Origin of the sequence: Pelagicoccus sp. SDUM812003 (genome assembly GCF_031127815.1) — a bacterium.
Classification (GTDB): domain Bacteria; phylum Verrucomicrobiota; class Verrucomicrobiia; order Opitutales; family Opitutaceae; genus Pelagicoccus.
In genome coordinates this window covers 185,799-202,585 of the sequence record NZ_JARXHY010000007.1, presented here as the reverse complement: position 1 = coordinate 202,585, position 16,787 = coordinate 185,799, and the positions used below count along the sequence as shown (strand labels likewise).

The 16,787-nt window shown below is 59.8% G+C and carries 17 protein-coding genes; 12 read left to right on the top strand and 5 right to left on the bottom strand.

What is annotated here, in order from left to right:
- The first annotated feature begins 74 nt into the window (after nucleotides 1-74).
- The 3 genes from QEH54_RS11790 to tsaE are packed head-to-tail and all read left to right on the top strand — an operon-like array spanning nucleotide 75 to nucleotide 2,270.
- Entirely contained in the window at nucleotides 75-872 is a 798-nt protein-coding gene (locus QEH54_RS11790) for a type II CAAX endopeptidase family protein (RefSeq protein WP_309018877.1), read from the top strand.
- Complete coding sequence (locus QEH54_RS11785; protein ID WP_309018876.1) at nucleotides 869-1,852, top strand: thiamine-phosphate kinase; 984 nt, start codon at nucleotides 869-871, stop codon at nucleotides 1,850-1,852. Before QEH54_RS11790 ends, QEH54_RS11785 begins: the two co-directional genes overlap by 4 nt.
- On the top strand, nucleotides 1,836-2,270 hold the full coding sequence (gene tsaE / locus QEH54_RS11780; RefSeq protein WP_309018875.1) for a tRNA (adenosine(37)-N6)-threonylcarbamoyltransferase complex ATPase subunit type 1 TsaE: 435 nt from the start codon (nucleotides 1,836-1,838) through the stop codon (nucleotides 2,268-2,270). Before QEH54_RS11785 ends, tsaE begins: the two co-directional genes overlap by 17 nt.
- 86 nt (nucleotides 2,271-2,356) lie before the next feature.
- Here the strand turns inward: tsaE and QEH54_RS11775 are convergent, their stop codons facing one another.
- Together QEH54_RS11775 and QEH54_RS11770 are read right to left on the bottom strand one after the other, a co-directional pair.
- Entirely contained in the window at nucleotides 2,357-3,370 is a 1,014-nt protein-coding gene (locus QEH54_RS11775) for an aldose epimerase family protein (RefSeq protein WP_309018874.1), read from the bottom strand.
- 191 nt (nucleotides 3,371-3,561) lie between these two features.
- A complete protein-coding gene (locus QEH54_RS11770) occupies nucleotides 3,562-4,554 on the bottom strand; it encodes a twitching motility protein PilT (RefSeq protein WP_309018873.1) in 993 nt (330 codons plus the stop codon).
- A 348-nt stretch (nucleotides 4,555-4,902) separates the two neighbouring features.
- On the opposite strand from QEH54_RS11770, the gene QEH54_RS11765 reads away from it, so the two are divergent.
- The 8 genes from QEH54_RS11765 (at nucleotide 4,903) to QEH54_RS11730 (ending at nucleotide 11,230) form a co-directional block, all read left to right on the top strand.
- Nucleotides 4,903-5,745 (top strand): prephenate dehydrogenase/arogenate dehydrogenase family protein, encoded by an 843-nt coding sequence (locus QEH54_RS11765; protein WP_309018872.1) that lies wholly within the window; start codon nucleotides 4,903-4,905, stop codon nucleotides 5,743-5,745.
- A gap of 23 nt (nucleotides 5,746-5,768) precedes the next feature.
- Nucleotides 5,769-7,097, top strand: coding sequence for a 3-phosphoshikimate 1-carboxyvinyltransferase (aroA, locus tag QEH54_RS11760; protein WP_309018871.1), 1,329 nt, complete (start codon nucleotides 5,769-5,771; stop codon nucleotides 7,095-7,097).
- Between the two features lie 61 nt (nucleotides 7,098-7,158).
- Nucleotides 7,159-7,827, top strand: coding sequence for a (d)CMP kinase (cmk, locus tag QEH54_RS11755; protein WP_309018870.1), 669 nt, complete (start codon nucleotides 7,159-7,161; stop codon nucleotides 7,825-7,827).
- A complete protein-coding gene (locus tag QEH54_RS11750; protein ID WP_309018869.1) occupies nucleotides 7,827-8,486 on the top strand; it encodes a lysophospholipid acyltransferase family protein in 660 nt (219 codons plus the stop codon). Before cmk ends, QEH54_RS11750 begins: the two co-directional genes overlap by 1 nt.
- 140 nt (nucleotides 8,487-8,626) lie before the next feature.
- On the top strand, nucleotides 8,627-9,379 hold the full coding sequence (locus QEH54_RS11745; protein ID WP_309018868.1) for a hypothetical protein: 753 nt from the start codon (nucleotides 8,627-8,629) through the stop codon (nucleotides 9,377-9,379).
- 10 nt (nucleotides 9,380-9,389) lie between these two features.
- Nucleotides 9,390-9,539, top strand: coding sequence for a hypothetical protein (locus tag QEH54_RS11740; RefSeq protein ID WP_309018867.1), 150 nt, complete (start codon nucleotides 9,390-9,392; stop codon nucleotides 9,537-9,539).
- 43 nt (nucleotides 9,540-9,582) lie between these two features.
- Nucleotides 9,583-10,299 carry a 16S rRNA (cytidine(1402)-2'-O)-methyltransferase gene (gene rsmI / locus QEH54_RS11735; protein WP_309018866.1) on the top strand — a complete coding sequence of 239 codons (717 nt, stop codon included), beginning with the start codon at nucleotides 9,583-9,585 and terminating at the stop codon, nucleotides 10,297-10,299.
- Nucleotides 10,289-11,230, top strand: a complete 942-nt coding sequence (locus QEH54_RS11730) for a hypothetical protein (RefSeq protein WP_309018865.1) — start codon at nucleotides 10,289-10,291, stop codon at nucleotides 11,228-11,230. The genes rsmI and QEH54_RS11730 overlap by 11 nt, the downstream gene beginning before the upstream one ends.
- Nucleotides 11,231-11,244: 14 nt before the next feature.
- Here the strand turns inward: QEH54_RS11730 and menD are convergent, their stop codons facing one another.
- From menD to metG, 3 genes are read right to left on the bottom strand one after another with little or no spacing between them, the layout of a single operon-like run.
- Complete coding sequence (gene menD, locus QEH54_RS11725) at nucleotides 11,245-12,969, bottom strand: 2-succinyl-5-enolpyruvyl-6-hydroxy-3-cyclohexene-1-carboxylic-acid synthase (protein WP_309018864.1); 1,725 nt, start codon at nucleotides 12,967-12,969, stop codon at nucleotides 11,245-11,247.
- A gap of 1 nt (nucleotide 12,970) precedes the next feature.
- Nucleotides 12,971-14,395, bottom strand: a complete 1,425-nt coding sequence (locus tag QEH54_RS11720) for an isochorismate synthase (RefSeq protein WP_309018863.1) — start codon at nucleotides 14,393-14,395, stop codon at nucleotides 12,971-12,973.
- Nucleotides 14,396-14,413: 18 nt separating this feature from the next.
- Complete coding sequence (gene metG / locus QEH54_RS11715; RefSeq protein WP_309018862.1) at nucleotides 14,414-15,949, bottom strand: methionine--tRNA ligase; 1,536 nt, start codon at nucleotides 15,947-15,949, stop codon at nucleotides 14,414-14,416.
- A gap of 264 nt (nucleotides 15,950-16,213) precedes the next feature.
- Here metG and QEH54_RS11710 point away from each other — a divergent pair, with 264 nt between their 5' ends.
- On the top strand, nucleotides 16,214-16,783 hold the full coding sequence (locus QEH54_RS11710; RefSeq protein ID WP_309018861.1) for a prepilin-type N-terminal cleavage/methylation domain-containing protein: 570 nt from the start codon (nucleotides 16,214-16,216) through the stop codon (nucleotides 16,781-16,783).
- The last annotated feature ends 4 nt before the right edge of the window (nucleotides 16,784-16,787 follow it).

The window sequence follows — 16,787 nt, the reverse complement described above, 5'->3', positions numbered from 1 at the left end:
TCCCTTCGCCCGCCGAATCCGAGGTCGGTTAACACGTTTTTGAACTCGCCCCGCGCTCGCATCTGCATTCCTTCATGGACGTCTTTTCCATGATCGCCGATTCCACCGAACAGAAACTCACGGACGCCGCCGCCAACGCCCTTCCCAGATGGAACATCGGCGCCGCCGACTTTGGCATCTTCATCGCCCTGCTCTTTTCCAGCATGGTGGTCGTCTCGGCTTTGGCGGCGAAAATAGCCCATTGGGCCGTGGGACCGACCGAAGAAGGAAGCGACCCGCCGCTGATCGTCTTCCTCGCCGGAAATCTCGGCACCCAGCTGGGCATGGTGGCGGCCTTCGCCGCGTTCATCCTGATCACCCGCCATCAGCACCAGGAAAGCGCCTCCCGCCCGTCACAAGTGAAGTCGGTCCGCCGCTCCGCCCTCATCGGACTCAAGTGGCTGGCCATCTCCTATCCGGTTATGATTGGAGTGAACCTGATCTGGAAAGTGGTCCTGCAGGGGTTGGGCTTCGAGCAGGTGACCCAAGACCCGATCCGTCTGGTGCAAGAGGGAGGCTCTTTGGCCGAGAGAACCATGATCTACACCATGATCGTGCTGGTCGCCCCGGTGTGCGAGGAGCTGGTGTTTCGGGGGGCGATCTTCCGATTTCTCCACCACAGATTCCCCCTGACCGCCGCCACGGCCATTTCCGCCGCCCTCTTCGCTCTGATCCACTTCAACCTCTACAGTTTCGCTCCCCTTTTCGTGATCGGCGTCACCCTGGCGCTCGCCTATCGAGAGTCCGGCTCCTTGCTCTCCGCTGTGGTGCTGCACGCCGTTTTCAATACCATCAACCTGTTTATCATCCTGCTCTTTCCCGACGTCACGTGAGCCCCTTCACCTCAGATACCCACCAATCCATCGCCACGCTCGGCGAAGTCGAACTCATCAAGCGGATCCGCGACTGGCTGGGCGACGCGAATCCCGCCCCACCCGAGGGCATCGGCGACGACTGCGCCCGCTTCCAACCAAGTCGAAACGACGTGCGGCAGCTCGTCACCACCGACCCGGTCATCTATGGCTACCACTTCGATGACCAGCTCTCGCCCGAGCAGACCGCGGGCAAACTCGCCAAACGAAACCTCAGCGACGTGGCCGCCATGGGAGGAACGCCGCGCATCGCCACCGTCAGCCTAGCCCTTCCGCAAAACGTCTCGATCGCGTGGATACAGCGTTTCTACGAAACGCTCTCCAAGCTCGGAAGACGCTATCGGTTTCAAATCGTAGGCGGCGACATTTCCGGATCCGACGGGTTCCTCGGAGCATTCCTCACCTTGATCGGCGAAACCGAGCCCGGGCACCCCGGTTTGCTCCGCCACCGAGCGCAGCCAGGGAGTCCACTCTACGTATCCGGGGCCATCGGAGGAACGCGACTCTGCAAGCACTACGACTTCGAACCGAGACTGGAGGAAGGTCGATGGCTAGCCCGAAGCGGCGCCTGTCTCTCCTGCACGGACCTGAGCGACGGACTTGGAAAAGACCTCAAGAACATCCTGTCTCCAACTACTGGATGCAGCATCGACTGCGCTTTGCTTCCGATTTCCGACGACGCGATTCGAACGTCGAAGGATTCCGGACACACGAAATTCCACCATGCGTTCAACGATGGCGAGGACTACGAGCTTCTCTTCGCCCTGGACCCAAAGGCGGATCTTCGGGAATTCGAAGCCGCTTGGAGTGGGAATTTCGATACGCCACTTACCCGCATCGGCACCTTCGACGCCTTGGGAAGCGGTTCCGAGGAAAGCCCTCTCAAACTCATCAACGCCCCAGACTCGCTTCACGTTTCAGGCTATGAACATCTTAGATAAGCTGGCTCGGGGCATCGTCACATCCCAAGCGGAAGAAACGATCGAAATCGCCCGCAATCTGGCGACCGTTCTCCCCGAGGAGGCAGTGCTGGCATTGGAAGGCGATCTGGGAGCCGGAAAAACCACTTTCGTGAAAGGCCTAGCAGAGCGCTGGCGTATCCAAGAGCCCATCACGAGCCCGACCTTCAATATCTACAATCTATACCAAGGCGATCGGCAGCTGGCCCACATGGACGCCTATCGCCTGGAGAAGTCGCCCGAGATCTGGGAGGAACTGATGCTGGAAGAGCTGATCGCGCCTCCGTTCTGCCTCGCCATCGAATGGCCCAGCAAGCTGGCGTTCATTCCTTGGACCATTACCCATACCCTTCGCTTCGATGCCCGGGGCGACGAGCGAAAAATCACCCTCATCTCGTAGGATGCCTCGGTCGGAGAAAAAAGGGACGCGCCTCCAGCGAGGCGCGTCGTGTATCAAAAATCCTGCTACTTCCGAAACCGTTTCGCCTAGCGAACGCCGAACGCGTATACCGTCTTCGACTTAAAAACCTCTCCCGGGCGCAAGGTCGTCGTCGGGAAATGGCCGATGTTGGGCGAATTCGGAAAGTGCTGCGTCTCCAGACAGAAGCCGCTGCGCTTTTGGTAGACCGTTCCACCTTTTCCCTTCAGCGAGCCATCGAGAAAGTTGCCCGAATAGAACTGAACACCTGGCTCAGTGGTGTAGACCTTCATCTCGCGTCCTGACTTCGGATCCCAAGCGGTAGCGGCCAGAGCGAACTCGTCGGGCCTCTTGTCGATGACCCAGTTGTGATCGAAGCCGCCGCGGGACGATACCACCCCTGCTTCGTCCACATCCTGACCGATCGCCTTGGCTTGGCGAAAATCCATGCCACAGCCCGCTACCGGTACGATCGCTCCCGTAGGAATGCCGCCGTCATCGGTCGCGGTGTAGAACTCCGAATTGATCTGCAGCTCGTGATCCAGCGGCGAGGGGCCAGCATGACCGGCGAGGTTGAAATAGGCGTGATTGGTCGGATTGTAGACCGTGGTCTTGTCTGCAGTGGCTTCGTATTCGATCACCCACTCGTTAGCATCGGTGAGCTTGTAGATCACAGTGGCCTGCAGATTGCCCGGATAGCCTTCCTCTCCATCCTTGCTCAGGTAGCTCAGCTTCACGCCCGTGAACCCGTCACCCGAGATCTCCTCCGCATCCCAAACCACCTTGTCGAAACCACGCTTGCCGCCGTGCAAGTGGTTTTTCCCGTCGTTGGCGTGCAATCCGGAAACATACGTTCCGTCCAGGCAAAATGAGCAGTCCCCGATTCGGTTTCCAAAACGTCCGATGATCGCTCCGAAATACGCGTCGTTGTGGTCCTGATACTCCTCGACGGTTTCGAAGCCAAGCGTCACATCCGCCAGTGTTCCGTCACGGTCCGGTACGTGAATTTCGGATACGATGCCACCGAAATTGGTGAGCTTCAGCTTCATGCCGTTTTTGTTTTCGAGCGTAAAGAACTCCATAGGTCAGAGAATTGCGTTTTGTTTGAGAGAGAAGACCGACGCCGCTTTCCAGCAGCCACCCCGATTCTAGCCAAGTCATTAGCGATGCAAGCCTCATTTCCCCGCTTTTATAAGCGGAGCGAATATTGGATGCGAAACCCGCCAACCGCTCTGCTCCTGCCCGATCGCCAGCGAGCGAGCGTTCGAAACGCCTAATTCGCTTCGCCGAGCATCTTGCCGAACACCATGCGGCCGCCGCTGGTGGGTATGATGCTGTCGACCTCGATCAAAACGGTGCTTCCGACCAGATCGGCTCCGTTGTTGACCACGACCATGGAGCCGTCCTCCAGATACCCCACCCCCTGGCTGTCCTCCTTGCCGATCTTGACCAGCTTCACGGAAAGAGTTTCGCCCACTTCCACTTCGCGCGAAAGGGCCTTGGACAGGCCAAGCATGTCCACGAAAGGGATTCCCTCCTGACGCGCTCGCCTGATCAGTCCCTCGCTAGTGGTCAGCAAGCGCCCCTTGAGGCTGCTCACCACGAACATCAGCTTCTCCTCGCGGCTCTGCTTGCGGTCGACGTCGCTGTCCACCACCCGCACCTCCACATGATCGAAGTCGCGAAGCTCCGACAGCGTCTTGAGGCCGCGTTTTCCGCGATTGCGCTCCTCCTCGACGGCCGAATTGTTCAGCTCGTTCAGCTCGTCCAGAATGAACTTCGGCAAAAACAGCACGTCGCCCAGCATGCGGGCCTGACAGAGCTTTGAGACGCGGCCATCCACCAGGCAGCTGTCGTCCAGCACCACCAGCGGCGCTTCCACGCGCTGCGGCTCGAAGCGGACGTACGGAATCACGAGGTTGAACTCGTCCTTTCCCCGCAGCGCGATGACCGCGGACAGATAGGTGATCACGATGAAAACTCCAATGCGCGAGATGTAGATGACCTGAGCGTCGCCTTCCTCGAAAAGCGGAGAGATGGAGATGAAATGCGAAGCCAGAATGCCCATCAGCAAGCCAAATGTCATCGCCGACAGCCCCCGCAGAGAGAAGCCCTTGAGCAGGATGTCGACCAGCACCAGCAAAGCGCCGATCAAAATCGCCACCGTGATGGTCAACGCCGGTCCGCCAACTTCCGGATAAGCGTAGGAAACGGCCAGACCCGCCAAGACGCAAAACGCCATGAGGATCAATCGGAGTACGAGCACGGTTTGGTTCATTAGAAAAGCGGGACGGGGACGCTGGATTCGGGGAGCTCAGAGGCGTTTCTACAAATAAGCCCCTTAATAGCAGTCACTTAATCTCGCCAAGGCGATGGGTTCAATCTGAAAACAGCTGATAGATGAAAAGCGCGACCGGCAAGCCGATGAAAACTCCCATCGCCCAATAAATTATTCGCTTGGCGCGATCTGCCTGTTCACTGTTTTCTGGCGGCTCTTCCACTGAATCTTTCCTCCTCACGAACCCTATGACGCTCCTCCACGCAGTAAAGTCCGAAAGCGAGCGCGATCTGGCTGCCTGGCCGATCCGCGCTCAGAAGCCCGTTGCCTAGCGCCGTGTTTGACACCCTGACCATCATCGCCCCAGGCCTGCTCGGCGCCTCGCTCGCCATGGCCGCCCACCAAAAGAAACTGGCCCGAAAGATCGCTATCTACGCTCGACGCCAGGAAGCGGTCGACGCCCTAAACGAACAGCCTTGGTGCGACTTCGCCTCCACCGATCTCACCGCCGCTTGCCAGGACTCCGACATGATCGTGCTCTGCGCCCCGGTCGAACGCATCATCACCTTGGCCGAGCAGATCGCTCCCGGCCTCTCCCGAAATCCCATCGTCACGGACGTGGGCAGCGTAAAAGCGGACATCGTGCAACGTTGCGAAACCGCCCTCGCCGGCAAGGCCCGCTTCGTGGGCTCCCACCCGATGGCCGGTTCGGAAAAGACCGGCATGGAAAACGCCTGCAGCGACCTCTTCGAGCAGCGCGTCTGCTTCGTCACTCCTTCACACGCCACCGACCCGCAGGCCCTCCAGACCACCGTCGCCTTCTGGAAAGCCGTCGGATCGACCGTGCTCGAGGAAACGCCCGACAATCACGATCGCATCGTGGCTCAGGTCAGCCATCTCCCTCACCTGCTCGCTTCCGCTCTGGCCTCATTCCTCCAGAGCAGCCAGCCGCGAGCGGGCGATCTCTGCGGAAACGGCTTGCGCGACACGACCCGCATCGCTTCCGGCCACCCCGAGCTTTGGGGGCAGATCGTTTCGCAAAACCGCAAGGAGATTCTGCGGGCCATCGCCGACTTTCAGAGCCATCTCAGCGCCGTGAGCGACGCCATCGCATCGGAAAACGACGCCCAAGTTCTCGACATGCTCAGCCGAGGAAAACAGTTTCGCGATAGCCTCTAGCCCCACCGTCGCTCACTCCTTCCATGCAAGATCCCTATCCTGTCCCACCCTTCACTTCGCCAGTCAACGGCAGCGTCACGGTACCCGGTTCCAAAAGCATCACCAACCGGGCCCTGATCATGGCGGCCCTGGCCGATGGCCAAACCACCCTGCACAACTGCCTTTTCAGCGAGGACACGGAAATCATGATCCGAGCCCTGCAGGATCTAGGCTTCGAGGTCCTGCCCGACCCCTCTGCCAAGTCTATACAGGTCACCGGTCTGAGCGGTCGCATCCCGAACCGTCGGGCAAATCTCTTCGTGGGAAACTCCGGCACCTCCGCTCGCTTCCTGACCGCATTCTGCTGCCTGTCTCAAGATGGCGAATACACCATCGACGGCGTGCCTCAAATGCGCAAGCGGCCGATCGCCGACCTGGCCGAAACGCTCAATCGACTTGGAGCAAACATCGAAACCACCCACGGTTTCGCCCCACTGACCATCAAGGCGAACGGTCTCCGTGGCGGGCAAGCCAGCATAGACGCCTCCAGCAGCAGCCAGTTCGTCTCCGCCCTCATCATGGCCGCTCCCTACTCGGAAAAAGGCATCGAAATCGCCATGGAGGACACCTCCGTGCGCCGTGGCTACATCGACATGACCCTGCAGATGCTGACCCAGTTCGGCATACCGGAGAGCGCCTTGTCCTCCAGCCTGGAAGGCTACCGCATCGAAGCGGGCGGCCCCTACGCGCTCCCAGCAGGCCAGTACCACATCGAGGGAGACGCCTCGGCCGCCAGCTATTTTTTCGCCCTGCCGCTAGTGGTCGGCGGACAAGTGGAAATCCACGGCGTCACCAGGAACTCCTTGCAAGGCGACATCGCCTTCGCTTCGCGTATGGAAAAAGCGGGTGCACTGATAGAATGGAAAGAGCGATGCGCAGTCTGTCGCTACGATCTGAATACAGGCAAAGCAGCTCCGCTCCTTGGCAGCTTCTATGCCTACTCCGACACCTTTCTCACCGGAGCGGCCTTGGCGCCTCTGCTCGACGGCCGCAGCTCCATCGAGGGGATCGCCCACACGCGTCATCAGGAATGCGATCGCATCGCAGCCATGGCGAATGGCTTGGAGCGCGTCGGACAGGAGGTCGCCGAGACCGAAGGCAGCCTTGCCGTGACACCGCGACCCTTGAAACCCGCCACAGTCGCCACCTACCATGACCATCGAGTCGCCATGAGCTTCGGCGTGCTCGGCAGCGTGGACGCCTTGGGCGACGGATCGCCCTGGCTGCGGATCGAGGACCCGACCTGCTGCAAGAAGACGTTTCCCGACTTCTTCGATGTATTGGAAAACTTGAGACAGCAATCCTCAAGGTAGGGCGGCATCGCCGAGGCCGCCGCGCCACCCGATACCTCCCCCCCCAAAAAAACCATCTTCCATGTCAAAATCATTCATCATCGTAGCCATCGACGGAGGCGCCGCAGCCGGCAAAAGCTCCACCTCTCGAGCCTTGAGCGAGCGTTTCAAGCTCATGCATGTCGATACAGGTTCCTTCTACCGAGCGACAACCGTCAAGCTGATGGAACTCGGCGTTCCTGCCAAAGCGGGTCCCGAGCTGGGAAAAGGCCTCAACTCGCTCGAACTCGATACCGCCCTCGAAGGCAACTCCGCATCCATCGTCATCAATGGCTGGATACCGGACCAGAGCATCCGAAGCCAGCAGGTCAACGAAAACGTCTCCCACTACGCGGCCATCCCCGAGCTGCGCAAGTTCCTCCTGGACTACCAGCGCGATCAGGCGAACGTGGCTCGAGCGAAAGGCTTTGCCGGTCTGGTGATGGAGGGCCGCGACATCGGCTCGGTCATCTTCCCGGACGCGGACCTGCGTCTCTTTCTCTTCGCGGACCCCGTCAAGCGCGCCGCCCGACGCGCCGCCGAGGGTCTGGCCGACAGCATCGAGACCCGCGACAAGCTCGACGCTTCCCGCAAAACCGCTCCGCTGGCCTGCCCGGAAGGAGCCACCTATCTCGATACCTCCGAGATGACGCTCGAGCAGGTCGTCGATCACGTTTCCACCTTGGTAACCGCCGCTTTCGAGGAAGCCTGATGTCTACGACGAATCCCTATTCGGAACGCGTTTTCTGGTTCAGCCACACCGTGGCTCGCACGGTGCTCGACCATCTCCTGATTGGCGAGGTCGAAGGCCTGAACAACGTGCCGCGCCACGGAGCATGCATCCTGGCGGTGAACCACGCCAGCCACTTCGATCCGCCATTGATCGGCTGCCTGGTGATGCGCGAGATCACCTTCTTCGCCCGCAAGACGCTTTGGATCAACAAGGCAGCCAGCTGGTGGCTCGATAGCGTGGGCACCATTCCGGTGGATCGCGACGGAGACTCCGACATCAAAGCCATGCGGGCGACCTTGGGCACGCTCAAAAACGGCGGCCTGCTCTCGCTCTTCCCCGAGGGCACGCGCAGCAAGGACGGCGCCCTGCAGTCCGCCAAGCCGGGCATCGGCCTGATCGCCGCCAAGTCGCAGGCCACCGTCATCCCCTGCCGCATTTTCAACTCCCACCGGGTCCTCTCCAAAGGCAAGGTCCTCCCGAACTTCAATCTGCGCGTGCACATGCGCTACGGGAAGCCCCTGAGCCCCGAGGACTACGATCCAGGCAAGGAAGCGGGCAAGCAGCGCTTTCAGGTCGTGGCGGATCGCATCATGGCAGAGATCGCCAAGCTTGATCGCCCCCGAGCCAAGGCGCTGTAGAGCCCGAAAACGAAACTGCGTAAGCCGTTTCAAAATATAGCCTCGAGAAAGCGAGAGGAGTCGCTCCCACAAAAAGCTTTAAGTCCCCAGCGGCTGGGGTACTTTCTCCTACATTCGGTGTCCCACACCAAGATACCACCATGAAGGCCTTCAATCGACTCCTGCAGCTGCTCGCCCTCGGCGGAGCCATCGCCTCCGGCGCCTTCTATTTCCTTGCTCAGGAAAACCGGATCTCGAGCGACGCTCAGCTCGAAACCCTGCAGGCCCAGCTCAGCTCCGAGCGCTCCAAGTCCGCCACCCTACGGGACGAGGTGTCCGATCTTCGAGCCGAACTGGATCGCTCCAGCGAGGAGGCGGAGCGGCTCGACTCGGAAAACCTGCTGGCCGAGACGCAGCTCGCCCAGCTCCAACGGGAGAACCAACGCCTTGTCGACGAACGAGATGTGCAAGCCATCGCCGAGCAGCGGCTGCAAAGCGAAAACGATCGCCTCACCCAGGAGCTGGCCACCCTGCGGGCGAGCAGCGTGCCCAGAGACCGAGTGGTGGACTACGAGCAGCAGATCGCAGCCTTGGAACGCCAGATTCTCGAACTGCAGCAAACCCGAGCCGACGCCGCTCCCCAATCGCCCCTGCTCTCGGTGCGGATACCGGAAAACCCGAGCCTCGCTGGCAAGGTGCTCACCGTGGGCAAGGAAGCCTCCTTCGTCGTTCTAGACATCGGCTACAACGAAGGCGTGCGCCTGCAAAGCGAGCTCTACGTGCAGCACGGCGACACCCCCATCGCTAAAATTCAAGTCACCGAAGTTAAGGAAAACTTGAGCATAGCTCGAGTTTTGCCAGAGTCCCTCCTCAAAACCCCACAATCCGGGGATTCGGTCGCCAGCCCAAACTAAGCTTTTGAAAATGAAAAAGTTCCTATCGCTCATACTAGCCATCGCGAGCCTCTCCACCTGCCTGTTCATCACAGGCTGCGCGGATCCGGACGAATCCACCATTCCATGGAGTCGACCCAAGGACTGGGAAGGCGGCGTTCCAGGCATGGGCAGCAGCTAAGCTGTCGCATCTCGCCCCGGCCACTCCACGTTCGCCCCTCCTCATGCCCGGCGAAAACGCCTCTTTGAGCCCAGAGCCAGGACACCTCTACGTCGTGGCGACCCCTATCGGCAACCTGGCCGATATCACCGAACGCGCCCGGTCTCTGCTCTCGCAGGTGGACGCCGTCGCTTGCGAGGATACCCGCACCACCGGAGCCATGCTCACCCGCATGGAAATCCGGCGTCCGCTCTTCTCCTACCACGACCACAACGAAGCCAAGGCTGCGGAAGCGATCGTGGAAAAACTGCAGGCAGGCCAATCGATCGCCTTGGTTTCCGACGCTGGCACGCCGGGCGTCTCCGACCCTGGATTTCGCGTCGCCAGAGCCTGCCGCAAACGTGGACTGCCCATCGTGCCCGTGCCCGGCCCAAGCGCTCTGATCACCTTGCTTAGCGTGAGCGGGCTGCCCACCGACGCCTTCTTCTTCGCCGGATTTCTGCCTCCAAAGTCCGCCGCCCGTAAGCGCTTCTTCGAGGAGTATCGAGAGTTCAAGCACACCATCGCTCTCTACGAATCCTGCCACCGTATCCAAAAGATGGTGAAGGAGCTGGAAGAAACCCTTGGCTCCGAACGCGTGGTCTGCATCGGCCGCGAATTGACCAAGAGGTTTGAAACCATTCGCAGCGGACCGATTGGCTCGATTCGCGAAGAGATGGAAACCGCGAGCAAAAAGGGCGAGTTCGTGGTGCTCATCGCCCCTAAAGGCTATGAAATCTAGGTCCGAAACCGTCGGCATAATCGACGTAGGCAGCAATACCATCAAGCTGCTCGTGGCCAAGGCGTCGCCGAAAACCACCGCCGAAACTGTCGAATTCCATGTCGAGGAAACGCGTATCGGCGAAGGCATGACAGGCAATCCGCCCATCATCGACGAAGACGCCATCGAACGCGGCGCCGCCGCCATCGCCCGTCTCGTCTCCATAGGCGAAGAATCCTGCGACACGCTCTGCATCGTGGCCACCAGCGCCGTGCGCGACGCCAGCAACAAGCAGGCTTTCGTCAACGCCGTCGAAAGCCGTTGCGGACACGAGCTTCGCATTCTCTCTGGCGATGAAGAGGCCTACCTGATCGGCAAGGGCGTCCAGTGCGATCCCCAGTTCGAGGACCTGCATACCTACACCTTGCTCGACCTTGGCGGGGGCAGTTTGGAGTGTATCCAGATTAAGGATCGCCAGCTATTGGGGGCGGAGAGCCTTCAGCTCGGTTCGGTCCGACTCGCATCTCTGCTTCTGAAGGATCGGGCCGCCGCGCTATCGGTCTCAGACTTTCAACGGATCTACGAATACACGCGCAGCGCCTGGAGCCGCTCCACTTTTCCTCCGCAGTCCTCGCCGTCCCCTCTTGCAATACTCACCGGCGGTTCCGCGAAACACTTCGCTACGCTGCTCTCGAAGAAACAGCTTTCCCAAGGGCTGTCCATGGAGGAGTTCAACGCCAAGGCTCAATCGATCTGCGAGGTCGACTCCGATCAGCGCGTGGTTCGATTTGGCATACCAGCATCCCGAGCGGACATCTTTCCTACCGCAGTCGCCACCCTCAAAACCTCGCTGGAATACCTCGGCTGCAAGGAAATATACTTTTCCGAATACAACCTTCGCTACGGCGTCGCATCCATTCTGCTGCAACACGGCGCCCTCAAGCTGTCCTGAGCGACGCAGGTATTTCACAAGGCCTCGGAAATCTCGCTGAACCAAAGCCGACGCGTCTCTACGTCTCGTTTTCGATTCGTCGTTATCTCCAAAATCCGGATACCCGGTTTCGTTTGCGGGACCAACTTCGCGAGTTCGCTCCAGCTATCGACGCGTCGATGCTCGAATCCATAAGTTCGAGCCCAATTCGCAAAATCGATCGCCTGATCGGTCGCGAAATGCTTCTCGAACACGTCATCGAAACGGGCCGCAGGCAAGGCTTCAAAGATCCCTCCACCCGCGTTGTTGAGCAGCAACAGGGTCAGACTGCCTCGAAAGACGTTTCGAATCAGCGCTCCGTTGCTATCGTGCAGCAATGCGAGGTCGCCGATCAGCAGATAGGCAGGCCCCTGCCGATGGGCCACTCCCAATGCGGTGGACAGTATTCCATCGATACCATTGGCTCCACGCGAACTGAAGACCCGAACCCGACGGTCGTTCTTGGGCAGGTAGAACTCCAGATCGCGCGGCGGCATGCTGTTGGAAACGCATAGGGTCGAGTTTTCGGGCAGGATCGATCCCAACATCCAAGCGAGCTTGCCCTCGAAGAAGGCGCTTTCAGCCTGCATGCGATCGCTGAGCAGACCCATCGTCCGGGCATCCGCAGCGAGCCAGGCCTCGAGAAACGCTCCGCTTTCGCGCGTGGGGGCCGAAACCGCTGTCTTGGCGAGATCGAGCGCCACGGTTTGCGATCGGGAGTGCGTCGCATCCAGATTCCGAGACCGCTCCGCAAGGATCAGCGTCGGCAGATCCAGTTTCGCCAGCCAGGAGCGCAGCAGCTTGCAGGTGGGATAGCTTCCCAACACAAGCACGCGCTTCGGCTTCAACTCGTCGCGCAATCGATCCGAGCGCAGAAGGAATTCGTATCCACTGACCAACGACGGAAAATCCTTCGCTCGGTAGCGGATGGGATTCATACCATCGGCTAGAAGCGGCCATTGCAAAGCGTCCGCCAAGGCTCCGACATTCGAAAGCCAGGACGCTTCGTCTACCGGAGCGTTCGGCCCAACCAAGATGATGCCCTCTCCGCACTGACTCCACTCATCGGGCAACGACCACTCGCCGGTCGGCGCGACTTGCTGCAGCGCCACCTGGGAACAGAACGAAGCCAGCTCCGATGGTTCGAGGCGCGGTTGAAATCCTTCTACTTCCGTCGGAGTTAGCGGGTCGCGAAAAGGCGCGTTGATCTGCACCGGCCCGGGATCGCCATGCAGCGCCTTGTCCACCTGGTGGGCCACTGTCTGCCTGAGATAGCGCAGCAGCTCCAAGTCGTTTTCCGGTACCGCCAGCTCGATCGAGCTTCTGACGTATCCACCAAAGAACTTCAGCTGATCTATGGTCTGGCCCGCAGCGCAGTGCCGCAGCTCCGGCGGACGATCCGTGGTCAGTACGATCATCGGGATACCGAGCTCGCTAGCTTCCACCACCGCTGGGAAGAAATTCGCCACGGCCGATCCAGACGTGCACACCAGCGCGACAGGCTTGCCGCTTCGCTTGGCAAGTCCCAGAGCGAAAAAGCCCGCCGACCGCTCATCGAGAATCGGGATGGCCTCGACCCCATGGCAACGGGCGAAGGCGAAAGTGAGCGGAGAACTTCGAGAGCCGGGGCAGGTGACCGCGTATTCAACCCCTTTGCGGCGCAGCGTTTCCACAAGCACGCTCGCCCATTGAGTCGTTTGATTTGGAAAACCGCCCGGCATGCTAGAGGAGATTCTCCTTCAGAGCCTGAAACTTCAAGTTCGTTTCCTGATACTCTCGCTCCGGCTCAGAACCGTCCACCACACCGACGCCAGCATAGAGACGAGCCTGCTTTCCCGAGACCTGAGCCGATCGGATCGCCACTAGAAACTCGCCTTCTCCCTGGGCGTTCACCCAGCCGATCGGCCCCGCGTACAGCCCTCGAGGAAAGGTCTCAAAATCGCGAATCGAGGCCACCGCGACTTCGCGTGGGGTGCCTCCCACCGCAGGCGTCGGATGCAAGGCTTCCACGATATCCAACATGTGAATACCTGAGCGCTTCTTCGCTTCGATATCCACATGCAGGTGCTGCACGTTCTGAAGCTTCTTGAGATAGGGCCGACAGCTTTCGGGCGCTGAAATGCCCAGTTGCTGCAGTCGCCGGCGGATCGACTCGAACACGATCGCGTGCTCGCGAAGATCCTTTTCGCTATGTAAAAGCTGATTCCCCAGTTGAGCGTCCTCGGACGCGGAACGACCGCGCGGGGCGGTACCCGCTAGCGCATCTACCTTGACCACGGCGTCCTCGACCGAAACAAGCCGTTCCGGACTGGCCCCGATAAAGCTCTCCCCTCTCCCATTGGCATAGGAAAAAGCGTAGCAATCTGGGTAGCGTTCCCGCAGCGTATTCAGAATCTCAAGCGGATGAAAGGCCTGGTTCGCAGTGAGGTCGAGCGCTCGGGCTAGCACGATCTTTCGAAAGTCGCCGCGCTTGATCGCCTCCACCGCCTTGGAAACGGACTGCTTGAAAATAGCGTCGCCGCCACATTCGGAGGTCTCGATGACATCGAGCCGCGGTCGGGCCCTGCGTTGCTCGGAGTCCGCATAGTCGAAGCTGCGAAACTTCGTATTCGCGTTCCATATACGCGTCGCCTCCGCTGCGACATCGCTCTCGGGTTCCACCAACGCGTTCGCGATGGCGACGCAGCGCCCTTTTTTGACCGCGACCTGCCACCGGGGAACGAATACGCTTGAGGAAGGAAACGGTTCCGATTGCTCCACATCAGCGAAGAACGAAAAGGCGCTAAAGAAGCAAGGTCCGAAAAACGGCAGGCTGTCGTCGCCCACCGCGATGGTGTGCTCCAGCGTATCCGCTATCCACTCCTTCACCTCGGCGAAGCGCCGCGGGCCCGTAGGAGCGAAACGGACAGCGTCTTCCGCCCCGGCGATCGCAAGATTCTCGCTGCGCCGTTCGGTGTAGAAATGCGGCTCGTTTTCCTCGTAGATCGACTCCAGCACCGCCAGAGGGTCGAGGGCGCCCGCTTCCGCAGCGATGCTCACCAGTTGCGGATGGGAACGCTCCGCCGCTCTCGCTTGGCAGCCCTGCAGAAAGCGAAACAAGGCCTCGTAGCTTCCCGCTTGGGACGGATCTAAAGGAATCGTATCCACGCAGTGGCGACTCGCTGACTACTTTTCGCGTTGCGGCTTAGGGAAAAGGATAACGCGTTCGCCCACCTTGCAGCCAGTCAACGCGTCCGACGCCTTGAGGCGCTCGCGCCAAACCGCATCGGTCTTGTAGCCAAGCAGCGAATACACACGCTTGGTCGTTTCAGGCATCACGGGCTCGATCAAGCCGACCGCTCGCCGCAGGGCCTCCGCCATCAGCGAAAGCGAAGTCGCCACGATCTGCTTGTCCTTTTCGTCATCCGACTTGGCCAGCTTCCAAGGCGAACGTTGCTCGGCATAGCGATTGATGGAGCGGATGAAATTGAAGGTCAGCTCGAGGGCTTTGTGAAACTGAAACTCCTCGTAGAGGGTCACGACCTGCTCCTCGGTTTCCGCCCAAACCGCTTCGAGCTCCTTCTCCGGAGCTTCCTCGATGGTTCGGGCGGGAAAGGTCTCGCCGCAATAGCGCGGCGTCATCGTCAGCACCCGATTGAGCAAGTTGCCCAGATCGTTGGCGAGGTCGCTGTTGTAGCGGCTCATGAACAGCTCGTCGGAGAACTCGCTGTCCTGCCCCACATTCATTTCGCGGGTGACGAAGTAGCGGAAGGCGTCCGCGCCGAACTCGTCCATGAGATCCAGCGGGTTGATCACCTTACCGGTGCTCTTGGACATCTTTTGACCGCCAGTCATCCACCAGCCATGCACCAGCAGCCCCTTGGGCAGCTCGATGCCGCACGCTTTCAGCATGATGGGCCAATAGACGGCGTGCGGGGGCAGAAGAATGTCCTTGCCGATGACGTGGTAGTCCACTGGCCAATACTTTTCGAAATCCGGCGTCCCATAGCCCACCGCGCTGATGTAGTTCACGAGGGCGTCGAACCAGACATAGGTCACGTACTGCTCGTCGAAGGGGAGCGGGATGCCCCATTCCAAGCGTTCCTTGGGCCGAGAGATGCACAGATCGTTGATCGGCTCCTTGAGAAACTCCAGCACCTGCTTGGCGCGGAAGCGCGGGAAGATGAAGTCCTCGTTGTTCTTGAGATGATCGACCAGCCAATCCTGGTATTTGCTGAGCTTGAAGAAATAGTTGCTTTCTGTGATCTCCGTGACCTCTCCGTAGATCTCCGGCCACGCGCCGTCCACCTTGTCCTTCTCCTGCAGGAATTGCTCGGCGCGGGAGCTGTAGTAGCCCTTGTACTCGGCCTGATAAATCTCACCGCGGTCGTAGAGATCCTGCAAGAGAGCTCGCACCACCTTCTTGTGACGCTCTTCCGTGGTGCGGATGAAATCGTCGTTGGAAATCTCCAAGCGCTTGCAAAGCCCTTGAAACTTCTCCGCCGCTTCGTCGCACAGCTCGATGGGCTCGATACCGCGCTGGCGAGCCGACTGCTGGACCTTTTGTCCATGCTCGTCGAGGCCAGTGAGAAAGCGCACGTCCTCCCCCTTGAGGCGTCGGAAGCGAGCGACGACGTCAGTCAACACTTTCTCGTAGGCATGGCCAAGGTGCGGCGAACCGTTTGCGTAATCGATAGCGGTGGTGATGTAGAAAGACTTCATGGTTCGTTAGAAAGCGAAACGGCATAAGGCCAGGGTCTGCTCGCCGCAATCTAAATGCGACGCCGGCCACTCTACGAGCGACGCCGTGTCGTTCGTCCGCCTCTCCATGCGGGAAGCGCTTCGATTCAGGGGAATTCAGGGATTTTCCAAACGGAAAAAAGGTCTCCTGCCCAAGTCGCCCTAGAGGAAGGAGCTCATTTCGCCCTGATGGATCTAAAATCGCCAAATTTAAGCGATATTGCTGACACCTTCGTTCCTCAGAAAATGAACCCTGCTCCGCCATTACCCAAAAAAAGCATCCATGCCTCCTTGTCGCGAAGCGACGGTTACTCGCTGATCGAGCTGATGATCGCCACCGTCATTCTGAGTCTTCTCGCTTTCGGGACCTTGAGCGGACTCCTGCAGGTGCGGCGTCTCACGGAGGGGTCCATCCAACTTGGCACCGCAACCGCCGTGGCTCAGGGCTACATCGAGCAAATGAAGAACATGGAGTACTCCCTGCTCGACCAGAGCTCCATCGAGGAACTGATCAACCAGGGAGCGGCCGATAGCCTAGCGGTTTCGCCGATGCCGGCCGACCCCGAAGCGGGAAACGAAAACTCGGACATCCTGAACACCCGCCTGATCGACATCAACAACACGCCCGACGACGAAGCGGACGATCTCGCCATCAACTACGTGGTCTACGTGGAAGACATCACCAACGAAGCGGCCGGCGTCAGCGACGCCCGACGCATCATCCTGCGCTGGTCCTACCAGAACCCCGGACCGGGAAGCGCCCAATCGGTCGGAAACACCCTCTACGCCATCCGATCCCGCGTCCCAACTTTTTAAGGAA

What these genes read in the sequence shown, in the direction of transcription:
- QEH54_RS11745 (WP_309018868.1), top strand. Translation starts at nt 8,627, where the DNA reads ATGAAGGCCTTCAATCGACTCCTGCAGCTGCTCGCCCTCGGCGGAGCC.
- QEH54_RS11775 (WP_309018874.1), bottom strand. Translation starts at nt 3,370, where the DNA reads ATGGAGTTCTTTACGCTCGAAAACAAAAACGGCATGAAGCTGAAGCTC.
- metG (WP_309018862.1), bottom strand. Translation starts at nt 15,949, where the DNA reads ATGAAGTCTTTCTACATCACCACCGCTATCGATTACGCAAACGGTTCG.
- rsmI (WP_309018866.1), top strand. Translation starts at nt 9,583, where the DNA reads ATGCCCGGCGAAAACGCCTCTTTGAGCCCAGAGCCAGGACACCTCTAC.
- aroA (WP_309018871.1), top strand. Translation starts at nt 5,769, where the DNA reads ATGCAAGATCCCTATCCTGTCCCACCCTTCACTTCGCCAGTCAACGGC.
- QEH54_RS11740 (WP_309018867.1), top strand. Translation starts at nt 9,390, where the DNA reads ATGAAAAAGTTCCTATCGCTCATACTAGCCATCGCGAGCCTCTCCACC.
- QEH54_RS11790 (WP_309018877.1), top strand. Translation starts at nt 75, where the DNA reads ATGGACGTCTTTTCCATGATCGCCGATTCCACCGAACAGAAACTCACG.
- QEH54_RS11730 (WP_309018865.1), top strand. Translation starts at nt 10,289, where the DNA reads ATGAAATCTAGGTCCGAAACCGTCGGCATAATCGACGTAGGCAGCAAT.
- QEH54_RS11750 (WP_309018869.1), top strand. Translation starts at nt 7,827, where the DNA reads ATGTCTACGACGAATCCCTATTCGGAACGCGTTTTCTGGTTCAGCCAC.
- cmk (WP_309018870.1), top strand. Translation starts at nt 7,159, where the DNA reads ATGTCAAAATCATTCATCATCGTAGCCATCGACGGAGGCGCCGCAGCC.
- tsaE (WP_309018875.1), top strand. Translation starts at nt 1,836, where the DNA reads ATGAACATCTTAGATAAGCTGGCTCGGGGCATCGTCACATCCCAAGCG.
- QEH54_RS11710 (WP_309018861.1), top strand. Translation starts at nt 16,214, where the DNA reads ATGAACCCTGCTCCGCCATTACCCAAAAAAAGCATCCATGCCTCCTTG.
- menD (WP_309018864.1), bottom strand. Translation starts at nt 12,969, where the DNA reads ATGCCGGGCGGTTTTCCAAATCAAACGACTCAATGGGCGAGCGTGCTT.